This is a genomic window from Fischerella thermalis PCC 7521, assembly GCF_000317225.1.
GTDB classification, from domain to species: domain Bacteria; phylum Cyanobacteriota; class Cyanobacteriia; order Cyanobacteriales; family Nostocaceae; genus Fischerella; species Fischerella thermalis.
This window is the reverse complement of sequence record NZ_AJLL01000012.1, coordinates 88,762-113,569: the sequence shown is the minus strand read 5'-3', so window position 1 is coordinate 113,569 and position 24,808 is coordinate 88,762. Positions and strand designations below refer to the sequence as shown.

The 24,808-nt window shown below is 42.6% G+C and carries 23 protein-coding genes; 14 read left to right on the top strand and 9 right to left on the bottom strand.

The window, feature by feature from the left end; all coding sequences use genetic code 11:
- Both UYK_RS0103870 and UYK_RS0103865 read right to left on the bottom strand, forming a co-directional pair.
- Positions 1 to 297 carry a hypothetical protein gene (locus tag UYK_RS0103870; RefSeq protein ID WP_016870935.1) on the bottom strand — a complete coding sequence of 99 codons (297 nt, stop codon included), beginning with the start codon at positions 295 to 297 and terminating at the stop codon, positions 1 to 3.
- Between the two features lie 121 nt (positions 298 to 418).
- Positions 419 to 841 carry a GxxExxY protein gene (locus UYK_RS0103865; RefSeq protein ID WP_016870934.1) on the bottom strand — a complete coding sequence of 141 codons (423 nt, stop codon included), beginning with the start codon at positions 839 to 841 and terminating at the stop codon, positions 419 to 421.
- A 62-nt stretch (positions 842 to 903) separates the two neighbouring features.
- Between UYK_RS0103865 and UYK_RS0103860 the strand changes: the two genes are divergently transcribed.
- From UYK_RS0103860 to UYK_RS0103835, 6 genes are all read left to right on the top strand, one after another.
- Positions 904 to 3,906 (top strand): valine--tRNA ligase, encoded by a 3,003-nt coding sequence (locus UYK_RS0103860; RefSeq protein ID WP_016870933.1) that lies wholly within the window; start codon positions 904 to 906, stop codon positions 3,904 to 3,906.
- Between the two features lie 299 nt (positions 3,907 to 4,205).
- Positions 4,206 to 4,649 carry a hypothetical protein gene (locus UYK_RS0103855; protein ID WP_009457477.1) on the top strand — a complete coding sequence of 148 codons (444 nt, stop codon included), beginning with the start codon at positions 4,206 to 4,208 and terminating at the stop codon, positions 4,647 to 4,649.
- Between the two features lie 90 nt (positions 4,650 to 4,739).
- Complete coding sequence (locus UYK_RS0103850; RefSeq protein ID WP_009457479.1) at positions 4,740 to 5,342, top strand: DUF4129 domain-containing protein; 603 nt, start codon at positions 4,740 to 4,742, stop codon at positions 5,340 to 5,342.
- Between the two features lie 6 nt (positions 5,343 to 5,348).
- The gene (locus tag UYK_RS0103845) at positions 5,349 to 6,446 is read left to right on the top strand and encodes a DUF4350 domain-containing protein (RefSeq protein WP_016870931.1); all 1,098 of its coding nucleotides are present in this window, start codon (positions 5,349 to 5,351) and stop codon (positions 6,444 to 6,446) included.
- Positions 6,447 to 6,965: 519 nt separating this feature from the next.
- Positions 6,966 to 7,916, top strand: a complete 951-nt coding sequence (locus UYK_RS0103840) for an AAA family ATPase (protein WP_009457484.1) — start codon at positions 6,966 to 6,968, stop codon at positions 7,914 to 7,916.
- Positions 7,917 to 7,967: 51 nt separating this feature from the next.
- Positions 7,968 to 9,302 carry a DUF58 domain-containing protein gene (locus UYK_RS0103835; protein ID WP_009457486.1) on the top strand — a complete coding sequence of 445 codons (1,335 nt, stop codon included), beginning with the start codon at positions 7,968 to 7,970 and terminating at the stop codon, positions 9,300 to 9,302.
- On the opposite strand, the gene larE is transcribed toward UYK_RS0103835, so the two are convergent.
- The gene (larE, locus tag UYK_RS0103830; RefSeq protein WP_009457488.1) at positions 9,294 to 10,100 is read right to left on the bottom strand and encodes an ATP-dependent sacrificial sulfur transferase LarE; all 807 of its coding nucleotides are present in this window, start codon (positions 10,098 to 10,100) and stop codon (positions 9,294 to 9,296) included. The two genes, UYK_RS0103835 and larE, sit on opposite strands and share 9 nt — an antisense overlap.
- Before the next feature lie 278 nt (positions 10,101 to 10,378).
- Positions 10,379 to 10,864 (bottom strand): allophycocyanin subunit alpha-B, encoded by a 486-nt coding sequence (locus tag UYK_RS0103820; protein WP_009457489.1) that lies wholly within the window; start codon positions 10,862 to 10,864, stop codon positions 10,379 to 10,381.
- 124 nt (positions 10,865 to 10,988) lie between these two features.
- Between UYK_RS0103820 and rlmD the strand changes: the two genes are divergently transcribed.
- Both rlmD and UYK_RS0103810 read left to right on the top strand, forming a co-directional pair.
- Positions 10,989 to 12,362 carry a 23S rRNA (uracil(1939)-C(5))-methyltransferase RlmD gene (rlmD, locus tag UYK_RS0103815; protein WP_016870927.1) on the top strand — a complete coding sequence of 458 codons (1,374 nt, stop codon included), beginning with the start codon at positions 10,989 to 10,991 and terminating at the stop codon, positions 12,360 to 12,362.
- A gap of 429 nt (positions 12,363 to 12,791) precedes the next feature.
- Positions 12,792 to 13,247 (top strand): ATP-binding protein, encoded by a 456-nt coding sequence (locus UYK_RS0103810; protein ID WP_009457491.1) that lies wholly within the window; start codon positions 12,792 to 12,794, stop codon positions 13,245 to 13,247.
- Between the two features lie 66 nt (positions 13,248 to 13,313).
- On the opposite strand, the gene UYK_RS0103805 is transcribed toward UYK_RS0103810, so the two are convergent.
- Positions 13,314 to 13,592, bottom strand: a complete 279-nt coding sequence (locus tag UYK_RS0103805) for a DUF6439 family protein (RefSeq protein WP_009457492.1) — start codon at positions 13,590 to 13,592, stop codon at positions 13,314 to 13,316.
- 44 nt (positions 13,593 to 13,636) lie between these two features.
- Here UYK_RS0103805 and UYK_RS0103800 point away from each other — a divergent pair, with 44 nt between their 5' ends.
- Entirely contained in the window at positions 13,637 to 14,005 is a 369-nt protein-coding gene (locus tag UYK_RS0103800; RefSeq protein WP_009457493.1) for a sll0565 family protein, read from the top strand.
- Between the two features lie 106 nt (positions 14,006 to 14,111).
- A complete protein-coding gene (gene asnS / locus UYK_RS0103795; RefSeq protein ID WP_009457499.1) occupies positions 14,112 to 15,503 on the top strand; it encodes an asparagine--tRNA ligase in 1,392 nt (463 codons plus the stop codon).
- A gap of 449 nt (positions 15,504 to 15,952) precedes the next feature.
- On the opposite strand, the gene UYK_RS0103790 is transcribed toward asnS, so the two are convergent.
- Together UYK_RS0103790 and UYK_RS0103785 are read right to left on the bottom strand one after the other, a co-directional pair.
- Positions 15,953 to 16,630 (bottom strand): response regulator transcription factor, encoded by a 678-nt coding sequence (locus UYK_RS0103790; protein ID WP_009457500.1) that lies wholly within the window; start codon positions 16,628 to 16,630, stop codon positions 15,953 to 15,955.
- A 278-nt stretch (positions 16,631 to 16,908) separates the two neighbouring features.
- Entirely contained in the window at positions 16,909 to 17,430 is a 522-nt protein-coding gene (locus UYK_RS0103785; protein WP_009457501.1) for a (2Fe-2S) ferredoxin domain-containing protein, read from the bottom strand.
- 143 nt (positions 17,431 to 17,573) lie between these two features.
- Between UYK_RS0103785 and UYK_RS25915 the strand changes: the two genes are divergently transcribed.
- The 3 genes from UYK_RS25915 (at position 17,574) to groL (ending at position 19,991) form a co-directional block, all read left to right on the top strand.
- On the top strand, positions 17,574 to 17,711 hold the full coding sequence (locus UYK_RS25915; protein ID WP_157221806.1) for a hypothetical protein: 138 nt from the start codon (positions 17,574 to 17,576) through the stop codon (positions 17,709 to 17,711).
- A gap of 225 nt (positions 17,712 to 17,936) precedes the next feature.
- Positions 17,937 to 18,248, top strand: coding sequence for a co-chaperone GroES (groES, locus tag UYK_RS0103780; protein WP_009457502.1), 312 nt, complete (start codon positions 17,937 to 17,939; stop codon positions 18,246 to 18,248).
- Positions 18,249 to 18,353: 105 nt separating this feature from the next.
- Positions 18,354 to 19,991, top strand: a complete 1,638-nt coding sequence (gene groL, locus UYK_RS0103775; RefSeq protein WP_009457507.1) for a chaperonin GroEL — start codon at positions 18,354 to 18,356, stop codon at positions 19,989 to 19,991.
- Between the two features lie 341 nt (positions 19,992 to 20,332).
- Here the strand turns inward: groL and UYK_RS0103770 are convergent, their stop codons facing one another.
- A complete protein-coding gene (locus UYK_RS0103770; RefSeq protein WP_009457508.1) occupies positions 20,333 to 21,037 on the bottom strand; it encodes a hypothetical protein in 705 nt (234 codons plus the stop codon).
- Positions 21,038 to 21,323: 286 nt separating this feature from the next.
- Between UYK_RS0103770 and UYK_RS0103765 the strand changes: the two genes are divergently transcribed.
- Positions 21,324 to 23,228, top strand: a complete 1,905-nt coding sequence (locus tag UYK_RS0103765; RefSeq protein ID WP_016870926.1) for a DNA polymerase III subunit gamma/tau — start codon at positions 21,324 to 21,326, stop codon at positions 23,226 to 23,228.
- Here the strand turns inward: UYK_RS0103765 and UYK_RS0103760 are convergent.
- Positions 23,225 to 24,382 carry an iron uptake porin gene (locus tag UYK_RS0103760; protein WP_016870925.1) on the bottom strand — a complete coding sequence of 386 codons (1,158 nt, stop codon included), beginning with the start codon at positions 24,380 to 24,382 and terminating at the stop codon, positions 23,225 to 23,227. The genes UYK_RS0103765 and UYK_RS0103760 overlap by 4 nt on opposite strands.
- Between the last annotated feature and the right edge of the window lie 426 nt (positions 24,383 to 24,808).

The following is a 24,808-nucleotide window of genomic DNA, read 5'->3' as shown; positions in this document are numbered from 1 at the left end:
TTATCCACTCACCCGACTACCACTACCGAAACTACCAAAACCACCACGCCCTACTTTAGAACTGCTAGATTTGCTCTTTGTCGTGGAAGTACCAGACTTACTTCTGTAAGTGCTAGAACGATGGTGACTGCTGCTATGACCACCAGAGTCATCATCACAGTCATCAGCTTGCTGTGCAGATTGTTGCGGATTGTTGCAGTATGACTGATTTGTATTTGAGCTTGTGGTACAGGAAGCCAGTAGTGATACTGTCATTAAGACAACGATGAGTTGGAATAAGCTAGGTTTGAGTTTCATACTTTGGGTATAAGGTAGAAATTGATCAATAAATAAATACAAGGGTTGGGGGTAGATTTCGCTTTATGGTGTTATTTTTTAATGAACCGCACCAGACGCAGAGGACACAGAGAAAAGAGATTTAGGAGAGGATGATGCGTTTTATACCTTCTTTCAGGAGAGGAACGTTAAAGTTGATGAGTAGACCGAGTGAGTTTTTGGTCATTTTTAAGTAAGACATGACTTGTGCTTCGTGAATGGGGGCTAACCTTTCCACAGCTTTCAATTCAACGATAAGGAGATCACTAACGAGAAAATCTAATTCGCCCTCGCCAACTTGATGATTTTTATATTTAACTGCTACAGGGTGCTTAAACTTGTGAGGTATCCCCCGCATCTCAAACTCAAACCTTAAAGCTTGGTGATACACCGACTCCAAAAACCCCGGCCCTAATAACCGATGCACCTCAATCGCTGCACCAATTACCATTCCTGTCAGCCGACTCATCTCCTCTCCTAACTCTCTTTTCTCTGCGCCCTCTGCGCCTCTGCGGTTCATTTCCATAAAACACACTCCAACCCTGTGGCAAAATTTATTAAAGTCCTTCCGCACTTAGTTTTCCCAGCATGACCGCAACAATTACTAATCTCCCTGATCGATACGATCCCTTTACCACCGAAGCCAAATGGCAAAAATTTTGGGAAGAAAATCAAACCTACAAAGCCGACCCCCACGCAGGCGGTGAACCTTATTGCATCGTCATCCCACCGCCCAACGTCACCGGTAGCCTGCATATGGGTCACGCTTTTGACAATAGTTTGATTGATACCCTCGTGCGCTATCACCGCATGAAAGGAGATAATGCTCTCTATCTGCCCGGAACTGACCACGCCAGTATCGCCGTCCATACAATGCTGGAAAAGCAACTCAAGGTAGAGGGTAAAACTCGCTATGAATTAGGACGTGAGAAGTTTTTAGAAAGAGCTTGGCAGTGGAAGAGGGAATCTGGGGGGACAATTGTCAACCAACTGCGACGTTTGGGTGTATCTGTAGATTGGTCGCGGGAACGCTTTACCCTGGATGCAGGTTTAAGCAAAGCTGTTTTGGAAGCTTTTAACCGTCTCTACGAAGAAGGGCTGATTTATCGTGGCAAATACTTAGTCAACTGGTGTCCAGAGTCACAATCAGCTGTTTCTGATTTGGAAGTGGATGCGAAAGAGGTTGATGGTCATCTTTGGCACTTCCGTTATCCGTTGAGTGATGGTTCTGGTTATGTGGAGGTGGCGACGACTCGACCAGAAACCATGCTGGGTGATACGGCGGTGGCGGTGAATCCCAATGATGAACGTTATCAGCATTTGATTGGGAAGACTATCACGCTGCCAATTATGAATCGGGAAATTCCGATTATTGGCGATGAGTTGGTTGACCCGACTTTCGGAACTGGTTGTGTGAAGGTGACTCCTGCCCATGATCCGAATGATTTTGAAATGGGCAAGCGTCACAGTCTGCCATTTATCAATATTATGAATAAGGACGGCTCTCTGAATGAGAATGCCGGCGAGTTTCAAGGACAAGACCGCTTTGTTGCCAGAAAGAATGTGGTTGCTCGTCTAGAAGCAGATGGTTTTCTGGTGAAGGTGGAAGATTATAAGCATTCGGTTCCTTATAGTGAGCGTGGTAAAGTGCCTGTGGAACCTTTGCTGTCAACCCAGTGGTTTGTCAAAATTCGCCCACTGGCAGACCGGGCGCTGGAATTCCTGGATGAGAAAAATTCCCCCCGGTTTGTACCTCAACGCTGGACGAAGGTTTATCGTGATTGGTTGGTGAAGTTGAAGGATTGGTGTATTTCCCGGCAATTGTGGTGGGGACACCAAATTCCGGCTTGGTACGCTGTGAGTGAAACGGGCGGTGAGATTACTGAGAACACGCCGTTTGTGGTGGCGCGGAGTGAAACAGAAGCACGGGAAATGTTAGAATCACAATTTGGTGAAAATGTCAAGGTAGAACAAGATCCAGATGTACTGGATACTTGGTTTTCTTCTGGACTTTGGCCGTTTTCCACTTTGGGATGGCCGGAACAAACCCCGGATTTAGCGACTTATTACCCTACTAGTACTTTGGTGACCGGCTTCGACATTATCTTTTTCTGGGTTGCCAGAATGACGATGATGGCAGGACATTTTACTGGTCAAATGCCGTTTAAGGATGTTTACATCCACGGGTTGGTGTTGGATGAAAATGGTCAAAAGCAGTCTAAGACTAAGGGTAATGGTATTGACCCGTTGATTTTGATTGAGAAGTACGGTACGGATGCCCTGCGCTACACGATGATTAAGGAAGTAGCTGGTGCTGGTCAAGATATCCGCATGGACTACAACCGTAAGACGGATGAGTCGCCGTCGGTGGAAGCATCCCGCAACTTTGCTAACAAGCTGTGGAATGCGGCACGGTTTGTGATGATGAATTTGGATGGACAGACGCCGCAGCAGTTGGGTGAACCTAATCCTACAGAGTTAAGCGATCGCTGGATTCTTTCGCGTTACCATCGTGTTGTGCAGCAAACCCGCAATTATCTGGATAATTACGGGCTGGGTGAAGCTGCTAAGGGTTTGTATGAGTTCATCTGGGGTGATTTTTGCGACTGGTATATTGAACTCGTCAAATCTCGCCTGCAAAAGAATGCTGATCCGATATCACGACGGGTAGCACAACAAACTTTGGCATACGTGCTGGAAGGGATTTTGAAACTGCTTAGTCCTTTTATGCCTCATATTACGGAAGAAATTTGGCACACTCTCACTCAACAAGGAGCAGAGACTAAGCAAAGTTTATCTCGGCAATTGTATCCAGAAGCACAGACAAATTTCATTGATTCTGAATTAGAAGAACAGTTTGAACTGTTGATTGCTACAATCCGCACAATCCGCAACTTGCGCGCCGAAGCAGATGTAAAACCAGGAGCAAGGGTAAATGTCAACTTGCAAACTGACAGTAAGAAGGAAAGGCAAATTCTCACCGCCGGACAATCTTATATTCAAGATTTGGCGAAGGTTGAGAATTTAACAATTACTGGTGGTGAAAGTCAGCAACCAACAGAAAAACCCCGGATTGGTTGGGAGAATATTGCTGTAACTATTGCGTTAATCTACTTTTTCCGACTTGGTTTAGCGATCGCTGATGCAGTTGATGATATTCCTTTGCTGGGAAGTTTCTTTGAAGTGATAGGTTTTGGTTATGCTACGTGGTTTGTTGGCCAAAATATACTGTCTGCTGAGGCTCGACAAAAGTTCTGGCAACAATTGTTCAAACCAAGTGCTGAGCAAATGGCATCATCGGAAGTATCACCACAACCACAAGCACCAGAAAAAGCGATCGCAGGTGTGGTTGGTACGGTACAAGTTCTACTACCCCTCGCTGGCGTGGTAGATATAGATGCTTATGTCGCCAAACTGCAAAAGCGCCTAACAAAGTTGGAAGGAGAGATTAAATCCCTCAGTGGTAGATTAAGTAATCCTAAGTTTGTAGAACAAGCCCCGCCAAATGTGGTAAGGGAAACACGAGACGCCTTAGCAGAAGCCCAAAAACAAGCTGAAATTTTGCGCGATCGCTTGCGTCAGCTAGCATAACAATAAAGAATTATGAATTGTGAATTATAAATTACGCCCAATGTGAATGAGTTTCTAAAGTCGAACACAGATGTAGACGCGCTTTGCGCGGCTTCGGTGCAGGGTACACAGATGCACACAGATAGATTCAGTGTGTATCTGTGTATCCCCCCTTAACCTGCCTTTGGAGGCGTCTACGTTAACCAAAACCAAACTGGACGATCACCAAAAACTTTATGTTGCTTCTTCAATTTACATTAGACGTAAATTATGAAATTTCTTATCATTCATAATTCATAATTCATATTTTTTCTAAAGTCATGTTATATCTAGCTCAAGTACACAAAAACGAATTTTTAGACCAGTTCCAGTTACATTTATTAGCACGTCAGGAAGCTCAAAATATATGGGTGAGAATCCCAGAAGAAGCTTTTATTATCCTGGGAAAGGGAAAAACTCTGACGGAAAAATTGCTGGTTTTAGTTGAGCTTTCCCCCACAGGCGATATAGAAAGAATAGAAGAAGCTACCAACTGGGTACTGGATTTGATAGGTACTTACCTCACCACTGGTATTACTCCAGATTTCTTGCGCCAAGAAGCAGAACGCGCTGAACAGTGGCGACAAAGTCTTACTTTGCAAAACCAAGACTTAGCACGGCGTACTCTAGAATTAGAAGCACGTCGAGAACAAATTCAAGCCCTTGAAGAAAGTCTGAAACGAGAAAAAAACCTGGTTAATAAAGGTGATAATCCTGGGGAATAGGGACTTGGAATCGGAGATGGAGTGATGGGGAGTCCAATAATAACCCCAGCAACAACCAACAACCAACAATCAACAACCAACAACCAACTAATGACAACAGAATTTGAAAAAACAAGTTTAGGTTGGCAGAGTTCTCAATTTCAGCAACAAATTGGAGAGTGGCTGGAATACCAGTGGTCTCGTCTTCATCCTACACTACCAGAATTGCCTTCTGGTTGGTCGATAGATTCTTGGTTTATCTCGTTATTAAAGTTTTTGTTGTGGTTGGGAGTCGGTGTATTTGTGGTTTGGCTAGTTTGGTGGTTGTGGCGAGAATTTAGTCCTTACTTATATTCGAGACTACCTGGGGTTAAAGGTTCTGACTCTGCTTCCCAAACAGCAAATATTGAATTGTCAGCAGCAAAATTATTGATGCGATCGCAAGAATTTTACCGTCAGGGTAACTATCGTGACGCTTGTCGCTATCTTTACTTGGCGATGTTACAGCACTTGCACGAAAAAGGTATTCTACCCCATAAAAAAAGCCGTACCGATGGCGAGTATTTACAACTTTTGCGCTTGTCATGTCCCCAAATCCAGCCCTATGAAACTCTCATTACCACTCATGAGCAGTTATGCTTTAGTGATGCTGAGATGCTTGCTGAAAATTACGAGCATTGTCAGCAAGCATATCGGGAAATCTTTCAAGAATAGTATTAGATGAAACCTTCAAATCGCCTAATCTGGCTGGGTGCGATCGCTATTGCAGTATTAATTTTACTAACCATCATTGCTGCTCCCAGTAATAGCAAAATTAACAGTGGCTCTACTTATGGTCTTGCTCCCGATGGCTACGGAGCCTGGTATGCTTTTATGCAAGACCGTGGAATCACAATCCAGCGCTGGCAAAAGCCTTTTGATGAATTAAAGAAAGAAAAACGTCCTGTAACACTGTTGCAAATTTACAGCCAACTAAACCACCCGGTTCTATTATCCCAAGAAAGAGAATGGGTGGAAGCTGGTAATACTCTAGTAGTTTTAGGTGTGCGCCAACGGGTAACAGCAGCCAACTTTAGCACCATGCAAAATTCGCCCTTTGGCGATGTCAAAATTGAAACACGACGACGATTGGCATCTATATCTGATCAGGAAAAAATATCTTTAGGCGATCGCTTTGGTGCTGTTGTTTGGGAAGAAAGGCGCGGTAAAGGCAAAATAATTTTTTCTACTACTCCCTATTTAGCCGCCAATGCCTACCAAGATTATCTCAGTAATTTCCAGTATTTAGCCAGCTTAGTCAGTCAAAAAGGTAACTTATTATTTGTGGATGAGTACATTCACGGTTATAAAGATCCCGAAGTCAGAAAAAGTCAAGGGGAAGGGGATTTGTTTAGTTATTTAGCTAAAACCCCATTATTGCCAGCATTTATTCAGGTATGTATCTTATTATTCGTGTTAATTTGGGCGCAAAATCGCCGCTTTGGTAAGCCTGTAGCTTTGGAGACACCAGAACTAGATAATAGCGAAGCTTATATTCAAGCACTAGCGGGAGTACTGCATAAGGCTCAATCCACCGATTTTTTGGTACAAATGATCGGCAAAGAAGAGCAGTTACAACTGCAAAAAAATTTAGGTTTAGGCTCAGAGATACTCGATAGACAAACTTTAGTCAATACTTGGCAGCAACAAATCGGTACTGCAACGACGGAACTTGATGCTGCTTTGCAACAATCTCAAAAGCGTCGCATGAGTGAACGAGAGTTGATTAGTTGGTTAGGAAAGTGGCAAACCCTAAGGAGAGTTAAAAACAATACTTAATTATGAATAATCGTTAGTTTCGAGAGCAGTGATACAAATAATCTATCGGTGTTCATCTGTGTTCCATGAGTGTTCGTTAATCAAATCAAACTCTGGACAATTGCCAAACAACCTTATGTTGCTTCTTCAATTCACATTAGAAGTAAATTGAGGTTTAGAGACATCGAACACCGATGCACACGGATGCAGACACCCCTAAGGGCGGCTTCCCGTAGGGTACACAGATAGACACTGATAGATTACCCGTAGGTATTTATGTTATGTGTTGGTGTTTGTTTGCTTAACAATAGGGTATACTGCTTCATCGGTGTGTATCTGTGTGCATCGGTGGTCGCTTTTCCCACCTAATTGCAAACCGCTATATAATTTGTTGCTTAAATTCGATAACTGTGGATTAAGTAAAAAAGTTTTGGTTGGTAGTTGGTTATTCTATATTACCACTAACCAATGTAGAGACGTGCCATGACGTGTCTAGTACAACCACTAACTACTAACCACTAACAACTAACAATTCAAAAAATGAGCGAAACCCATTCTGTATTTCATCGCCTAAGTCAAGCTTTAAACCGAGTTATTGTCGGGCAATCCAGTATTGTACAACAGCTACTCATTGCACTGCTAGCAGGTGGACACGTAATTTTGGAAGGTGTACCAGGAACTGGTAAAACACTTCTGGTAAAAGTTTTAGCACAGATCATCCAAGCAGAGTTCCGTCGTATCCAACTGACGCCGGATGTTTTACCCGCAGATATTACTGGTACTAATATTTTTGACTTAAATAGTCGCAGTTTTACCCTGAAAAAGGGGCCAGTGTTTACTGAAGTGCTTTTAGCAGACGAAATTAACCGCACTCCCCCCAAAACCCAGGCGGCGCTACTAGAAGCAATGGAAGAAATGCAGGTAACGCTGGATGGTGAAAGTTTGCTACTCCCAGATTTATTTTGGGTAATTGCTACACAAAACCCTTTGGAGTTTGAGGGTACCTATCCTTTACCAGAAGCACAACTAGACAGATTTTTATTCAAGCTGGTAGTAGATTACCCCGATGAAGTAGCAGAAAAACAAATGTTATTAAATCGACAGGCGGGGTTTGCAGCACGACGCTTGGATATTGCTAGCCTCAAACCAGTGGCGAATGTGGCAGAAATTTTACAGGCGCGACAAGAAGTCAAACAAGTGCAAGTATCTGAGGCAATCATAGATTATCTTTTGGCATTGGTGAGAACATCGCGACAGCACCCAGATTTAGCTTTGGGTGCATCACCCCGGGCTGCTACTTCTTGGTTTGTGACAGCACAAGCAACGGCGTATTTAGCAGGTAGGGATTTTGTTACTCCCGATGATGTCAAAACGGTTGCAACTCCACTGTTGCGTCATCGTTTGCTGTTGAAGCCAGAAGCACTGTTAGATGGTTTGCAAATTGATGCTGCGATCGCTTCAATACTTAACAAAGTGCCAGTACCAAGATGAAGGATGAAGAAAAATTTCATCCTTCACTCTTCATCCTTCATCCTTGAAAATATGATTCCCTCAAAACGAGTTTATTTACTTTTAATTTTAGGAATTGCGATCGCCTCTAGTTTAGCCATCTTTTTTGGTGTTCGTGCCAGCATCACCATGATTTTGCTATATGATGCTGTAGTTTTGGCATCTATGGTTGTGGATGGTTTGTTAGTTCGTCGTCAGCGAGTGCAGGTGTCACGGGAATTACTACCGCGCTTGTCTGTGGGACGGGATAATTTGGTAGTACTGCGAGTTACTTCGGGAAAAGCTAAAGCAATCATTCAAATTCGCGACTATTACCCAAGTGAGTTTGGCGTATCTACACCAACATTGCAGGCTGCGATTCCGAGTCAAACTACTGAGGAATTAACTTATACAGCCCACCCAAACCAACGCGGGGAATTTTCTTGGGGAGATATCCAAGTCAGACAACTCGGTGCTTGGGGTTTAGCTTGGGACGATCGCAAGATTCCCCAAAGCCTAAAAGTTTGGGTTTATCCAGATTTAGTCGGATTGCGATCGCTTTCTATTCGCTTGACATTGCAATCTTCTGGTGCTATTCGTCAGTTTCGCCAGTTGGGAATTGGCACGGAGTTTGCAGAATTGCGAAACTATCGTACGGGTGATGATTTGCGGTTGATTGACTGGAAAGCAACGGCGCGGCGGGTTGGTTATGGAAATACACCGCCATTAGTCAGGGTGTTAGAACCAGAACGAGAGCAAACTTTGTTGATTTTGCTGGATCGGGGAAGATTGATGACAGCAAAAGTCCAGGGTTTGCGACGGTTTGACTGGGGTTTAAATGCGACTTTATCTTTAGCTTTAGCAGGATTACATCGAGGCGATCGCGTCGGAGTAGGTGTATTTGATCGCCAGATACATACATGGATTGCACCAGAGAGGGGACAAAATCATTTAGGAACTCTCATTGATCGCTTGACTCCCATTCAACCAGTGTTACTAGAATCAGATTACATGGGTGCGGTAACTCATGTTGTCCAACAACAAACTCGTAGAGCCTTAATTGTAGTCATCACCGATATAGTTGATAATACAGCCTCTGCCGAACTGCTGGCTGCCCTTTCCAGACTTACACCCCGCTATCTATCCTTTGCTGTGACTTTACGCGATCCCCAAGTAGATCGTCTGGCGCATATTTCCCCAACAGCAGACTTTGAGGGAGTGAAAAATGCTTATACCCGCGCAGTTGCTTTAGACTTATTAGCACAGCGCCAAGTAGCATTTGCCCAACTCAAGCAAAAAGGTGTGTTAGTACTCGACGCACCCGCAAATCAAATTACAGAACAACTAGTAGATAGATATTTGCAACTCAAAGCGCGGAATTTACTTTAAAACCCGATTTAATTTGCCACTGCTATAACCTTCTAAATCTAGAGTTACGTAAATAAAACCAAACTCTTGAAATTTGGTGACAACTGTGTTTAAATCTGTGCTCAGGACAAAATCTTTGATTTTTTCTGGCGGTAATTCAATCCTAGCAGTATCACCTTCCGAACGAACGCGTAAATTCTGCCATCCCAACTTACGCAGAAAAATTTCTGCCCTACCTACACGTTGTAATTTCGCTACAGTAATTTCTTCGCCATAAGGAAAACGAGAACTTAAACAAGGTTGCGCGGGTTTATCCCACCAAGGTAAACCAAGTTGTTGGGAAATTTGCCGCACTTCGGCTTTGGTAATCCCAACTTCTGCTAGAGGCGATCGCGCACCCCTTTCTTTAGCCGCCTGAATTCCTGGGCGATAATCATGCAAATCATCAGCATTCACCCCATCTACTACGTAGGGATAGCCCATTTCTACAGCTAAAGGTTTGAGGGTATCGTGCAATTCACTTTTGCAGAAATAACAACGGTTAACTGGGTTAGAAGTGTAATTAGGATTTTCCATCTCATGTGTAGCGATGATTTGATGGGGAATCCCAATCGTTGCTGCTTGAATTTTAGCATCTTCCAATTCTTCAGGTAACAGACTCGGCGAAACAGCTGTCACTGCCAAAGCGCGATCGCCCAAGACATCATAAGCAACCTTAGCAACCAAAGTACTATCAACACCACCAGAGTAAGCAATTAACGCTTGGTTCATCTGGGCGAATATAGCTTTAAGTTGCTCAAGTTTTTCCACCAGCATCATTTTCTAACCTAGCCAAAACCCCATAATTTACATTGTAGTTAGTGGATAGTGGTTATTGGTTAGTGGTTAATTACCCATTACCCATTACCAATTACCGACCCCAAAATAAAATATCCCCACAACTGGTTGGTAACTTGACAGAGATTCCGCCAGAGCCACTAGCAAGTGTGGGGAGTATGATGGTATTAAGAAATAATGATCAATTTCAAGTGCTATTTTGCACTTAGACAAGCTCAAGCGAAACTACACCTTGAGACAGTGTGGGTACTGACTTATGATTAAGACATCGCTTGAATGATGTAATCAAAGTAAGGTGCTGCTTCAGCAGAATCGTCTGCATTGAGTAAATCAAGGGAGGCTTTTTTCAAGCAGTTGATGGCTTCTACCATTCCAGGTACAGGAACACCCAAAGAATTGTACATTTCTCGCACACCAATCAAACCAATTTTTTCGATTGGTTCTTTGTCGCCAGCAAGTACGCCATAAGTAATTAGGCGTAAATACCAGCCAAAATCACGGATACATAAAGCACGTTGACGTTCTCCGTAGGCGTTACCTCCTGGCGAGATAAAATCAGGACGCTTTTGCCAAAGCTGTTTGGTAGCTTCCTGAACAATCTTTTTTTCATTTTCAGCTAGGGTGCTAGCAATGCGTACCCGCTGTTCGCCAGTTTGCAAAAACTCTTTGATACTTTTGAGTTCACCACTGCTGGGATAACGCAGTTCGTCGTCGGCTTTGAGAATAACTTGGCTTACTACAGTCATGATATTGAATCACGAGATTTATTATTTGCTAGTTTAACGAGTCTTGTGGACACAAGTGAAGGGGTAGAGGAATTACCACTAACTACTAACAACCAACAATCAACAATCAACAACTTATTGACAAATGACAAATTCTTTTTGGAAACAAGGTGAATTAATAGAAGTTCAGATCACAGACACAACTGATACAGGCGATGGTGTAGGACGATCGCATGAACGGGTGGTCTTTGTACCAGATACTGTACCAGGCGATCGCGCTATTGTCCGTCTAGTACACGTCAAGCCTAATTATGCTCACGCCAAGCTTAAACAAGTATTACAACCCTCAACTCACCGCATTCGACCAAGCTGCATAGTCGCTGATAAATGTGGTGGCTGTCAGTGGCAACATATAGATTATGAATATCAGCTAGAAGCGAAACACAATCAAGTTATTCAAGCTTTAGAACGTATTGGTGGTTTTGTCCAACCACCTGTAGATTTGGTTTTAAGGGCTGCTTCACCTCTAGGTTATCGCAATAAAGCCACTTATCCTATGGGTGTATCTGCAACTGGAAATGTCCAAGCAGGCTACTACCAAAAAGGTAGCCATCAATTAATTAATTTAAATCAATGTCCAGTCCAAGATCCACGATTAAATTCTTTATTGGCAGAAATTAAACAAGATATTCAAAAGCGAAATTGGGCAATTTATAACGAAAAAGACCACACAGGAACAATACGTCATCTTGGGTTACGCATCGGTCGGCGGACAGGAGAAATATTATTGACTTTAGTTGTGAAAGATTGGAATTTACCAGGCATAAAAGAGCAAGCACAGGAATGGTTAAATCGCTATCCTACTTTAGTAGGAGTTTGTTTAAACTATAACCCTAAACGCACAAATACTATTTTTGGCAGTGAAACTCTCTGTATCGTTGGTGCTGATTATCTGCGAGAAGAATTTGCTGGGTTAGAATTTCAGGTGCGTCCAGACACATTTTTCCAGGTTTCCACGGAGACAACGGAGACATTGTTACAGGTTATTCAATCAGAACTGGATTTAAGAGGAACAGAGGTGCTACTTGATGCCTATTGCGGTATCGGTACGTTAACCTTACCCCTAGCAAAACAAGTTCACCAAGCGATTGGGTTGGAAATACAACCAGAGGCGGTAGAACAGGCGATTTGCAATGCTCAAAACAATCAAATTCATAATGTGATTTTTATGACGGGTGCAGTGGAAAAATTACTGCCCCAACTGGAAATTAAACCGGATATTGTTTTGCTAGATCCACCGCGCAAAGGATGCGATCGCCAAGTAATCGCAACTCTATTAACGTTTCAACCAGAACGTATCGTTTATGTCAGCTGTAAAGTAGCAACTCTGGCACGCGATTTGAAATTACTTTGCGAAAAAGGTGTATACACTCTTACACGTGTACAACCAGCAGATTTTTTCCCTCAAACCGCCCATGTAGAAGCAGCAGCCTTTCTTGTGCGATCACAGTTGCATTAAACAAAAATATATGGTTCTTTTAAAAAACTCAAATTGAAAATTTGTAGTCTAACTGATAGTAAAAATGCTAGACTTGAATTAAGCTAAAAATATAATCTTAACTGTGCAAAAAATAGAAGCTGCATGGGCTACTCTCAGATATGAATTGGGTCGTCTAAACTAAAATTCGGCAAATAAAAGAGTATGTTTATACTCTATTTGTGAAAGCAAAGCTTTTTTTGAATTGCTATTTGCTTGGGTAAGTTTACATCAGCCGTTTTATGTGAGAACAGCCCAAAATCATTAGGAGAGCCAATGCTCCCTAGCATTTTCAAAATTTAGTTCCAAAGACGTTAGGTTTGAAGGCAACACGACCACCTCACAAATAATCAGGGTGCCTGTGACAGCAAACTGATGTCTAGCTAACTCTGAAGCTGCGGGGTTTCTCTTGTGATCACCATTTCACTTCGTCCAGTTGGACGTAGTTGGGGTACTATTAGTTTCGCCTCAACTTTATATCTCTGTCCAATATTAGATTTGCTTCTGGCAGAAATTCCAACGCCCATGCAAGCCGAACTACGACTAGGGCTTCAAGAAGCTTTAGTCAACGCAGCTAAACATGGCAACAATCTTGACCCTAGTAAGAAGGTAATAGTACGTTATTCCTTAATAGATAATAAATATTGGTGGATCATCTCAGACCAAGGCGGAGGTTTCACTCCTGCTTGTGATTGTGATACAGATCCAACCGAGTACCTGCCACCGGATGAGTCAGAATGCGGTCGTGGTTTATCGATTTTGCATCTTGTTTTTGACGAAGTAGAGTGGAATACTAAAGGTACAGAATTAAGGCTGTGTAAGCAATTAGAGCAAGCTCGACCGCGTATACCATTATTGCGAAGTTAAACAATTGATAATAGGTGATTGGTAATTGGTAATCGGAAAAAGCCATTACCAATTACCCATTACTAATTACCCTTTTCCGTGTGTCGGACAAGGTGGTGCAGAAATAGAGTGGTCTAACCAACCTGTTGCTTGTTCTAACCTCGTGAGAGCTTCTTGTGGTTCTTCCTTGAGGAGGAAGACAAGAGCTGCTGCTGCTTGCTCACCAGCGCGAGCTTTACGATTAGATTTGAGGCGATGCCAATCATTAGGAGAAATACTCAACCTCTCCATCAGAGCTTGAGCTAATTCTAAAGTAGTAAATTCATTCAGTTGACTGTTTTTAAGTGGCTGTGTAGATTGAGACATACACTCCAAGGTATTGTCGCATTTACTTTTACTCTACTACTTTAATGAAGCAGCCTCAAAAACCGTCAGAACCACCAGAAGAGCATAATCAGGAACTTGATTTTGAACAAGAACTCTTAGAAGTTGAGCGATCGCTTGCAGCTTTAAGAGAACGCTACCAACAGGTGCAGCGTGATCTTCGTCAACAAAAACAACTGCAATACAAACTTTATAAACTCAGTCAAGATAAAAAACCCACACCAGAAATAGAAGCTGAGTTACGGCAAATTCAACAGCAATTAGAAGTATTAGAAGTCTGCTTAGAGAGTCAACTGTTTTCCTGGCGCAGTATCAAAGAACCTTTTTGGCAAGCCATACGCTTTGGTGGAATGGGCGTTATCATAGGTTGGATATTAAAGTCTTTTGCTGGGTAGGGATCGCAGATAGGCAATTTATTTAAGATTTAATTCTTTTAAATTGAAATTTAGAGTCTACAATTCTAAAAATGTCAAACTCTAAATTTTATGCTCTGATACAAACATGCTAAATCAAAGAATTGTCGAAATTTTACGAAATGGTAAGCCTGATGAGTCACTAAAAGTTAAAGGCTGGGTGCGTACTAAACGCGAATTAAAAGGTTTTGCTTTTATAGAAATAAATGATGGCTCATCTCTGGCTAACCTACAAGTAGTAATTAATCAAGATTTGCCAGATTATGAAAATATCTTGAAAAAATTAAATACAGGTGCTTCTGTAGAAGCGTCTGGGATTTTAGTAGCTTCTCCTGCCAAAGGACAGCGTGTAGAATTAAAAGCAGATAGCATCAAAGTTTACGGAGAAGCTGATCCCGAAACTTATCCTCTACAAAAGAAACGTCATTCCTTTGAGTTTCTGCGGACTATCGGACATTTGCGATCGCGCACTAATTCCTTTGGTGCGGTTTTCCGTGTCCGTAATGCTTGTGCTACCGCCATCCACCAGTTCTTTCAAGAACGCGGTTTTATGTGGGTACATACTCCTATTATTACCGCCAGTGACTGTGAAGGTGCAGGAGAACTTTTTAGCGTCACTAGTTTAGATTTAAAAAATATTCCCCGCACAGAAAATCAAGCAGTAGACTATAGTAAAGACTTCTTTGCCAGACCAACATATTTAACAGTTAGCGGTCAACTAGAAGCCGAAATCATGGCGATGGCATTTAGCAACGTCTACACCTTTGGCCCTACCTTCCGCGCCGAAAACTCCAATACTTCCCGTCACCTCGCAGAATTTTGGATGGTTGAGCCAGAAATGGCTTTTTGTGATCTCCACGGGGATATGGATTTAGCAGAGGAATTTCTCAAATATATTTTTAAATATGTACTGGAAAAATGCCCAGAAGACATGGAGTTTTTTAACCAGCGCATTGATAACACTGTGTTAGCAACCGCAGATAATATAATTAACAATCAGTTTGAACGTATCACCTATACAGAAGCCATCAAACTTTTAGAAAAAGCCGATGTGCAGTTTGATTATCCTGTTAGTTGGGGCTTAGATTTACAATCAGAACACGAACGTTATCTTTGTGAACAATTATTCAAAAAAACAGTAATTGTGACTGATTATCCAGCCCAAATCAAAGCTTTTTATATGCGCTTAAACGACGATGAAAAAACCGTCGCGGCGATGGATATTCTTGCACCGAAAATTGGTGAAATAATTGGTGGTTCCCAACGGGAAGAACGTTTAGAAGTTTTAGAAAAGCGGGTACTAGCACAAGGAATGAAACTAGAAGACTTGTGGTGGTATCTAGATTTGCGCCGTTACGGTACTGTTCCCCACGCTGGTTTTGGATTGGGCTTTGAAAGACTTGTGCAGTTCATGACAGGAATGGGGAATATTCGTGATGTGATTCCTTTCCCACGTACACCAGAGAGTGCGGAGTTTTAGTTTGAGAATTAAAAAACTAGGCGATTAGAATCCTACCCAATACTGCTTGGATAAGACAAATCGATTGACATTTAAAACCTGTAGAGACGTTGCACTGCAACGTCTCTACAGCAACGTCTCTACAGCAACGTCTCTACAGCAACGTCCCTACAGACCCAAAATTATGACAACAAATCCTTAACCGAGCAGCATTGGAATCCTGCTCATACCATTTCACGTTAATCACGATACACATAAATTTGTACCAGAGGCGAAATTTCGCGTCTCTACACCATCTGTATTTCTACTGAGGGGGCGACATGAAAGCTAAAACGTCGATAAAACAAGCTTCATAGACTTAATATAAAAACTTTCTCACCAGACAGCTAGAAGAAATAAGCAATTGAGCTATGAGTTTGAAATCGTAACAAATCAACTCATAACTCAACAATCACAAATTAGAGCTTGATCTATGCCATTTGATTTTCAATCGCCCACCGTGCTAACTCAGTACGATTGTGGAGATTGGTTTTGCCCAACATGTTGGACACATGGCTTTCAACTGTACGCTGACTAACATTTAGTTCTTCAGCAATTTCGCGGTTAGCTAAACCCCTAGCGACAAACTGAACTACTTTCAGTTCGGTTGGGGTTAACTGCACATCAAAGGGAACTTGAATACGCGAACCGTTGTCTCCTCCTTTGGCTTGGTGTTCTTTCCAACGAATGGTTTGCTTGAGAGACGATTCTACTTGCGCCACCAATTCTTCTGGTTCAAAGGGCTTGACCATGTATACATCAGCACCTTTATTCAGTCCTTTAACCCGGTCTGCGCTTTGTCCTTTTGCGGATAGAAATAGAACAGGAATCCAACTAGTGCGTTCGTTTTGCCGGACTTGTTCAACAAAAGTATATCCGTCCATTTCCGGCATCATCACGTCGCAGATGATCATATCTGGAACATCCTGCTCTAAAATTTCCAAAGCTTCTCGACCATTTTCTGCGGTGATGACTTCATATCCCCGGAATTCCAAGTAATCCTTCACCAGCAAGATGAGGTTAGGGTCATCATCAATGAGTAGAAGTCGTTTGTATTCTTTCATGCTGGGTTCTTTCATAGCAGTGGCACTTGTCGCGCGTAGATCCATAGGGGCCTTGTATAGCGATCCTTTTTGGTGGATGATTGTGATGTCGTGCTTTTTCCCACTTAACTTGCCTTTGTTGAGTAAATGTTTCAAAATTGAAATTTACTTTCCCTGAAACTACTCTATCAACGGCAAAAGTCCAGTAAGGATACGTAGAGCAGTAGTATTTATAATGCGTTATTATATATCGCTTTGAAAGGAGCGAGCAAAAAACTTCAATAGAATAATAATCCTTATAGATTATCAAACTCCGCTAGTTCTAAGATGCTCCTGGTAAACACTTAACCCGCACTTGTGTGACTTACCGCTTCACCATATCCCTTGGATGTTAAGCTCCTATTGTGCTGCTCCTCAGTAACCACAGAGGTTTTTGACAGAGGATGAACTAAAAAAGCATATTCTTCCACAATCTTATTTTCGATTAAATGTTCTTGGATAATCCGCTCAATGACTTCCGGGGTTGCTTGGCGATACCAGACACCATCCGGGTAAACCACCATTATCGGCCCAGAGCAACAAACTCGCAAGCAATTAGCTTTGGTTCTGAATATGCAGCTAGGTCGCTCTTGTTGAGGAACATCTAACCTTAATTCCTTCAGACGTTTTTTTAAATACTCCCATGCTTCTAGACTTGCTTGCTTTGAACAACATTTAGGCAATGTTTGATCAGCACAGATAAAAACATGTCGCTGAATTTTTGTAAGTCCTAAAGTTTCTATAGAGTAATTTAGGGCTTGATTTCCTGGTGGTGGAGTTGCTTTCTCTATTTTGTGGCTGGACTGGATCACTATTTTGTTACCCATCTCGCGCTTTCTGATTTCTGTTCTATAACAATTTCTAAACTTTGCAAATAAAGTTGACCATATATAACTATTCGTTACTTATATAAAAAAACCTGAAATCCTGAAATAATTGAGTATTTTTACTTGAATTGGTTAGTGATTGTTTGTTGTTTGTTGGTCGCTGGTGGTCATTAGTCATTTTTCATTGGTTAGTAGTTAGTGGTAATTCCTTTACCCCACCCTTACGGGAAGCCCTCCGGGTACTCTACCTTGAAGCCGATGAGCGCGTCTACGCCAGGTGACGCCACGTGCTACAACTCTTGGAACCCCCAAGGGCGCAGTGGCTCCTTTATGCCGGGGAAAGAGTCCACCGCACTGGCTCACCGCTACGCGTCTACACACTCCTCATACTCCTCAAACTCCCCAAAAGTTCGGGAACCCGTACAAACCCAAATATTGCCATTGCATCCAGTGGTTCGCTAAATTAGCACTCAGGAGTTGAGAGTGCTAACTCTGGAGAAATTCGTATGGCAGCTGTATCTCTTAGCGTTTCTACTGTAAAACCTTTAGGCGATCGCGTGTTTGTAAAAGTGAGCGCCTCTGAAGAAAAGACCGCTGGTGGTCTATATTTACCCGACACCGCCAAAGAAAAGCCCCAAGTTGGCGAAGTTGTTGCGGTTGGTGAAGGCAAAATCAAAGATGATGGTTCTCGTCAGCCAATGGATGTCAAAGTAGGAGATAAAGTTCTCTACTCTAAATATGCTGGTACTGATATCAAGCTAGGAACCGACGAATACGTATTGCTTTCTGAAAAAGACATTTTAGCAATTGTTTCTTAGTGATTGGTCATTGGTCATTAGTCATTGGTTTATTGCAAATGACAAATGACAAAAGACAAAAAATAAATGACAAATAACGTAATGACAAAGGACAACTAAGAAATTATGGCAAAGCGCATTATCTACAACGAAAACGCTCGTCGCGCCCTAGAAAGGGGTATGGATATCCTGGCTGAGGCTGTGGCTGTTACCCTCGGTCCCAAAGGTCGTAACGTAGTACTAGAGAAAAAATTTGGCGCACCCCAAATCATCAATGATGGTGTGACCATTGCTAAAGAAATTGAATTAGAAGACCACGTTGAAAACACAGGCGTTTCTTTGATCCGCCAAGCTGCTTCCAAAACCAACGATGCTGCTGGTGACGGAACCACCACCGCTACTGTTTTGGCACACGCAATGGTTAAAGAAGGCTTGAGGAACGTTGCGGCTGGTGCAAATGCCATTCAGTTGAAGCGTGGTATTGATAAAGCTACCAACTTCTTAGTAGAAAAAATTAAAGAACACGCTCGTCCTGTTGAAGATTCTAAAGCGATCGCTCAAGTTGGTGCAATCTCTGCTGGTAACGACGAAGAAGTCGGTCAGATGATTGCAGAAGCGATGGACAAAGTCGGCAAGGAAGGCGTAATTTCCCTAGAAGAAGGGAAATCTATGACCACCGAATTGGAAATCACCGAAGGGATGCGCTTTGACAAAGGCTACATCTCTCCCTACTTCGCCACCGACGCTGAGCGGATGGAAGCAGTATTTGACGATCCTTACTTACTGCTGACCGATAAGAAAATAGCTTTGGTACAAGATTTAGTACCTGTTCTTGAGCAAGTGGCACGCCAAGGCAAACCCTTGGTAATTATTGCTGAAGATATTGAAAAAGAAGCTTTGGCAACCTTGGTAGTTAACCGTCTGCGGGGTGTGCTGAACGTAGCTGCTGTCAAAGCTCCTGGATTTGGCGATCGCCGCAAAGCGATGCTGGAAGACATCGCCATTCTCACTGGTGGTCAAGTGATTACCGAAGATGCTGGTTTGAAGCTAGAAAACACCAAGCTGGATAGTTTGGGTAAAGCCCGTCGCATCACCATCACCAAAGACAACACCACCATCGTTGCTGAAGGTAACGAGCAAGCTGTGAAAGCTCGTTGCGAACAGATTCGTCGTCAAATGGACGAAACTGAATCTTCCTACGACAAAGAGAAATTGCAAGAGCGTTTAGCTAAGTTGTCCGGCGGTGTAGCAGTAATTAAAGTTGGTGCTGCTACCGAAACCGAAATGAAAGACAAGAAACTGCGCCTTGAAGACGCGATCAACGCTACCAAAGCTGCGGTAGAAGAAGGTATCGTTCCTGGTGGTGGTACAACTCTCGCTCACCTAGCTCCTCAACTAGAAGAGTGGGCAAATAGTAACCTCAAAGGTGAAGAGTTGACTGGTGCGCTGATTGTTGCTCGCGCCTTGTCTGCTCCCCTGAAGCGGATTGCTGAAAACGCCGGTCAGAATGGTGCTGTCATCGCTGAACGCGTGAAAGAGAAGGAATTCAACGTTGGCTTTAACGCAGCCACCAATGAGTTCGTCGATTTGTTGGCTGCTGGTATCGTTGACCCCGCCAAAGTCACCCGTTCTGCACTCCAAAACGCAGCTTCCATCGCTGGTATGGTGTTGACTACAGAATGTATCGTTGTTGACAAGCCAGAGCCTAAGGATAATGCACCTGCTGGTGCTGGCGCTGGTATGGGCGGCGACTTCGATTACTAAAATATTGCAAAGGGTGAGTAAGATACTCATCTCTATAAAAAAAGCAGCTATTTCCTGTCGGAAGTGGCTGCTTTTTTATTAACCGATACAGCAATTTAGAGACATGCCATAGGTACGTCTCTAAACCACTGAACCGTATTGTTTTATGAACAGTTCTTTCCCAGTGTTTGACATTTTGTCTTTTGATGATTTAGTATTTATGTACTATTAAATATAACTACAAATATCAATGCAGCTATTGAAAAATTCTCATGAACTGTGTACACCAGAATGAAACAAATCTAAAAACTTCGTGCCTCCGACTACAATATTTGAACTGCGCCCACAAGGAGCGCAATAATTTATCCTTGTTCTGTATTTGATTGGTTAGCAGCATGAAATTGATCAATCAATGCTTGGATAATCATTTGCGGATCTTCCGTATCAACTCCCAATTGTTGAGCAATCATCTGGCGTAGATTTTCATCCTGCTGCATGATCACCAGTAATTCGTCTAAAGTTACAGTTTGGAATTCTCCTTCTGGGAGACTTCCTAGGTCATCTGTTGCTTGGAAAACTTGACTGGATGGGAAGTTTTCTACATCATTGTCTTCTGTAGAACCAAAAGTTGCAATTTGAGCATCTGGACCTTCATACTCCCATACAGGTTCTCCTTGATTGCGTGTCAGTAATTGCATCCCAATATCATGGGCAACATCTCCCACTTCTCCAACTTCCAATTCCCCTAGTTGCACCATCCGAGCGGCTAATTCATTATTGGGAGTAGGTGATGCCAGTAGTTTTTCACCAAAGCCATGCAACCACTCTATCCAACGTTCTGTTGGGACACGATGCTCTATATTATGTAGCCACTTCAGCGCCCATTGTTGTCCTCGAGCTTGATGTACTCCTTCTAACAGTTCGGTGAACAAAAATTCTAAATCTGTGTCAGTTAAAGGTGGAGGTGGTTCTTTGGGATGATTACCCGCAAATGTTGTTGGCACTTTTTGGTTGCCAAATAAGCGTTGAAAAAACCTTTTTAGCCATAAAATGAGCCGTTTGAGCATTCTCTGGCACCCGCCGAGTTTTGTTTACCCTAAGATTGTAGCGATGTCTACGACTAGTCGCTACGCGTTTGAATGGGGAAGTGGGGAGATGGGGAACTCGGGACCCCTGGTGGGGATTAGGGGCAGTGGCGAGTATGGATTGGAAAAATGATCAATATTCTAATTATCATCCCCCGTTCCCCGTTTCCTGTTCCCTGTTCTTGAAAATTCCCCTCTTTAGCTAAAATGATTGAATCCCAAACTCGACTGGGTGCGACTCATAAAGATTGAAAAGGCATTGCCATCCATGTCTTACGAACCCCTGCACCATAAGTACCGCCCAAAGAGTTTTGCTGAACTGGTGGGACAAGAAGCGATCGCTACCACTCTGACTAATGCTATCCGGGCATCCAAAATCGCACCGGCCTATTTATTCACAGGGCCAAGAGGCACAGGCAAAACCTCCAGCGCCCGCATTTTGGCTAAATCACTCAATTGTCTTAAAAGTGACAAACCTACAGCTGAACCTTGTGGTGTGTGTGATGTTTGTCAAGGAATCACCAAAGGCTACTCCTTGGATGTAATTGAAATTGACGCAGCCAGCAACACAGGCGTAGACAACATCAGAGAGATTATCGAAAGAGCGCAATTTGCCCCTGTTCAGTGTCGTTATAAAGTGTATGTGGTCGATGAATGCCACATGCTCAGCACGGCAGCGTTCAATGCACTACTAAAAACTCTAGAAGAACCACCTAAACATGTAGTCTTTGTCCTGGCAACAACTGACCCCCAAAGAGTACTACCTACAATTATTTCCCGGTGTCAACGATTCGATTTTCGCCGCATCCCTCTAGAAGCAATGGTGCAGCATTTGAGTACTATTGCTACAAAAGAAAACATTAATATTAATCCTGAAGCAATTACCCTTGTAGCTCAAATTGCTCAGGGGGGATTGCGGGATGCTGAAAGTTTACTTGACCAATTAAGTTTATTATCAGGAGAAGTCACACCAGACCATGTGTGGGATTTGGTGGGTTCAGTAAGCGAACGGGACTTGCTCACACTTTTAGGGGCGATCGCCACAGACAACCCTGAAGCTGTTCTTGATTGTACTCGTCAAATCCTAGATCGTGGTCGAGAACCTCTGATTATTCTCCAAAATCTTGCCGCTTTATACCGCGATTTACTCATAGCTAAAACTGCACCTAGTCGTCAAAACTTAGTTGCTTGCACTCCCCAAACTTGGCAAGCACTGGTTAGCTTTGCTCAACAGTTAGATATCAGCACAATTTTACAGGGACAACAACACCTGAGAACTGCTGAATTACAACTAAAAAATACCACCCAACCCCGTTTGTGGTTAGAAGTAACCTTGCTGGGATTGTTACCTTCAGCAACTATTCGCACTCAGCCATCAACAACAAACCGTGTAACACCCGCAGTATCACCAACCCCTTCTGTCCCACCTTCCCCAGTTTCTAACGGCAAGGTGACACAGATACAACGTGACACGGGTAATCAACAAAACACAACGACACAGCAACACAGCAACAACGAAAAATCTTCCCTCTCTCCCCCCACTCCCCCACCTTCTGAACAAAAGGAACTAAACTCTTCCACTCAAGAATCATTGGAAGCAACTTGGCAAAAAATAGTAGAATCTTTGCCTATACCTGCCAAAGCATTATTAAATCAACACGGACGCTTATTAAGTATTGGTGATAATGCCGCTGTTGTGGGTGTACCACCAAAGCTGATCAAACTTGCTCAAGGCAAATTAGCCGATGTGGAAGCTGCTTTTGTGAAAGTTTTTCAGCAAAAATATAAAGTGAGCTTGGTTGCAAATCAGGGAAAAACTGCACCTAGTAACGAAAAAAAAGAAATTCCTAAAAATAATACTCTTCAAGCTCATCAGCCGCCTGCACCTAGTTACAATCAACAACCACCTGTAGTTGATAATCATCAACCAGTAAAACCAGTAATCACAAAAACAGAATCAGTAACAAATGCTGCTGTGGCGCAAATGCCCCCACCACAGCCTCAGATGCCATCAGCCAATTGGGAGAGTGATGAGGCTGCGATCGCAGCCCAACGTCTGGCACAATTTTTTGATGGCGAAATTATCCGCTTTGCAGATGATGTAGTGGAATTCACTGACTCTAGCACGACTTCAGAGTGGGAAAACGAAGGAGAAACAGATGATGACTTTTAAAAAGTGAAGGTAGTACGGAGTACACCAACTGTTGTTGTATCGTTTCTGTTGTCGCCTTCGGGGTTAAACAGCACAAACGCCCCAGGAGTAATGCTCACATTATCACTTAGTTTCAAGCGGTAATAAGCTTCATTAGCACTGACATCTGATAAAGTCTTAACATCAATACCAGGAAACTGAGGTTCAAAACTAGTACGAGCGCTACTAGCACTAAGTATAGGCGAAGCTAATCCCAAAGATTCTTGTAGGCTACCGCTACCATCCAAACCGCCCAAAAAGTTATGAGATTGCAAACCAGTAATTAGTAAGTCTTTACCTGTAAAACTGGTGTTGAGATTTAAGCGCACTCTATTTGTCAGGATGATATTAGGGTCATCTCTATCTGGAGAACCGCCTGTAGCACCAATCGCGGCAATAATTGCCTCGCCATTCAGTTTGGTAGTTGTGGAAAACTGATTTGCTTCCAGTTCTGCGGTGCGGGCTTCCAGCGCATCTACCCGACCCCGCAGTGTCGCCAATTCCGCAGCAAACTCTTCTTGCAATCTCTGCAAAGTGGCTAAATCTTCTTTTGTTACCAAATTAGTAGTCGCCGTAGCAATTAGTTCGCTGACTCGATCAAGACAGGCATTTAAGCCAGCAGCAAATTCATAGCGAGTCATCGGACGATTGCCGCGATATGTACCATTGGGATACCCAGCAATACAACCGTAGCGCTCAACCAAAGATTGTAATGCACCGAAAGCCCAGTCTGTTGGTTGCACATCAGATAGTTGCGATACAGATGTGACTTGTGCGATTTTGTCTGATGTTTGAGGTGAATTTGCAGATTGTGAGGAAGTTGGTAATGAAGAATTAGGATCTGGAGTTAACTCTAAATTTTTGTCTTCTTGCTTTTGATTTGAAACAGGTGAATTTTGTTCATCCTCACTAGCTATAATTAATTTGTTTGGAGAATTATTAGGTTTCACTCCGTCATTAATATTTATTTTTTCAGGGGTGTTACCAACGTGAGAAATTGCTATTTTTTCAGAATTATTTCGTACTTGCTTGTTATCTGCAATCTCAAAATTAGTCAGGGCTTGTACTGGTAACAGTCCCATAATTAAATATAATAAACTTGCTCCACCAGCAGAGGCTAGCAGATATCTCGTCATGATAACTCCTCACAGACTATATAGAAGATATGGAAAATTTGACTACGATATTTAACACCAATAGACAAGTAGATGTGAAGCGTATTTTGCAAAGGAATATTGCCTGCTTTACATTTTTTAACCCAGGAAATTATTTCACTGAGATTTACTAGGCTACTGTGTGAATTTTGTCGTAAGTATTAAATTCTAGTAAATACTATTTTTATGATTAGTTCAAACTATTTATGATTTATAGCTTTTATAACTACTATATAAGAATCCTAATTATGGCAACCTAGCTCTTTAATAGAAAAGATAAAGGCAAAATGCTTAAAGTCAACCAATTTTGGATTTTGAAGCAAGCTATTTTAGATTGAGCAATAGACCTCATGCACAAATATTTTTACCCCACCTTAACCCTCCCTGTTCACGCGGGATGGGGGTTTT

Bases quoted from the DNA above. Each gene is read 5' to 3' on its own strand.
- UYK_RS0103870 (WP_016870935.1), bottom strand. From the start codon at position 297: ATGAAACTCAAACCTAGCTTATTCCAACTCATCGTTGTCTTAATGACA.
- UYK_RS0103865 (WP_016870934.1), bottom strand. From the start codon at position 841: ATGGAAATGAACCGCAGAGGCGCAGAGGGCGCAGAGAAAAGAGAGTTA.
- UYK_RS0103860 (WP_016870933.1), top strand. From the start codon at position 904: ATGACCGCAACAATTACTAATCTCCCTGATCGATACGATCCCTTTACC.
- UYK_RS0103855 (WP_009457477.1), top strand. From the start codon at position 4,206: ATGTTATATCTAGCTCAAGTACACAAAAACGAATTTTTAGACCAGTTC.
- UYK_RS0103850 (WP_009457479.1), top strand. From the start codon at position 4,740: ATGACAACAGAATTTGAAAAAACAAGTTTAGGTTGGCAGAGTTCTCAA.
- UYK_RS0103845 (WP_016870931.1), top strand. From the start codon at position 5,349: ATGAAACCTTCAAATCGCCTAATCTGGCTGGGTGCGATCGCTATTGCA.
- UYK_RS0103840 (WP_009457484.1), top strand. From the start codon at position 6,966: ATGAGCGAAACCCATTCTGTATTTCATCGCCTAAGTCAAGCTTTAAAC.
- UYK_RS0103835 (WP_009457486.1), top strand. From the start codon at position 7,968: ATGATTCCCTCAAAACGAGTTTATTTACTTTTAATTTTAGGAATTGCG.
- larE (WP_009457488.1), bottom strand. From the start codon at position 10,100: ATGATGCTGGTGGAAAAACTTGAGCAACTTAAAGCTATATTCGCCCAG.
- UYK_RS0103820 (WP_009457489.1), bottom strand. From the start codon at position 10,864: ATGACTGTAGTAAGCCAAGTTATTCTCAAAGCCGACGACGAACTGCGT.
- rlmD (WP_016870927.1), top strand. From the start codon at position 10,989: ATGACAAATTCTTTTTGGAAACAAGGTGAATTAATAGAAGTTCAGATC.
- UYK_RS0103805 (WP_009457492.1), bottom strand. From the start codon at position 13,592: ATGTCTCAATCTACACAGCCACTTAAAAACAGTCAACTGAATGAATTT.
- UYK_RS0103800 (WP_009457493.1), top strand. From the start codon at position 13,637: ATGAAGCAGCCTCAAAAACCGTCAGAACCACCAGAAGAGCATAATCAG.
- asnS (WP_009457499.1), top strand. From the start codon at position 14,112: ATGCTAAATCAAAGAATTGTCGAAATTTTACGAAATGGTAAGCCTGAT.
- UYK_RS0103790 (WP_009457500.1), bottom strand. From the start codon at position 16,630: ATGGATCTACGCGCGACAAGTGCCACTGCTATGAAAGAACCCAGCATG.
- UYK_RS0103785 (WP_009457501.1), bottom strand. From the start codon at position 17,430: ATGGGTAACAAAATAGTGATCCAGTCCAGCCACAAAATAGAGAAAGCA.
- groES (WP_009457502.1), top strand. From the start codon at position 17,937: ATGGCAGCTGTATCTCTTAGCGTTTCTACTGTAAAACCTTTAGGCGAT.
- groL (WP_009457507.1), top strand. From the start codon at position 18,354: ATGGCAAAGCGCATTATCTACAACGAAAACGCTCGTCGCGCCCTAGAA.
- UYK_RS0103770 (WP_009457508.1), bottom strand. From the start codon at position 21,037: ATGCTCAAACGGCTCATTTTATGGCTAAAAAGGTTTTTTCAACGCTTA.
- UYK_RS0103765 (WP_016870926.1), top strand. From the start codon at position 21,324: ATGTCTTACGAACCCCTGCACCATAAGTACCGCCCAAAGAGTTTTGCT.
- UYK_RS0103760 (WP_016870925.1), bottom strand. From the start codon at position 24,382: ATGACGAGATATCTGCTAGCCTCTGCTGGTGGAGCAAGTTTATTATAT.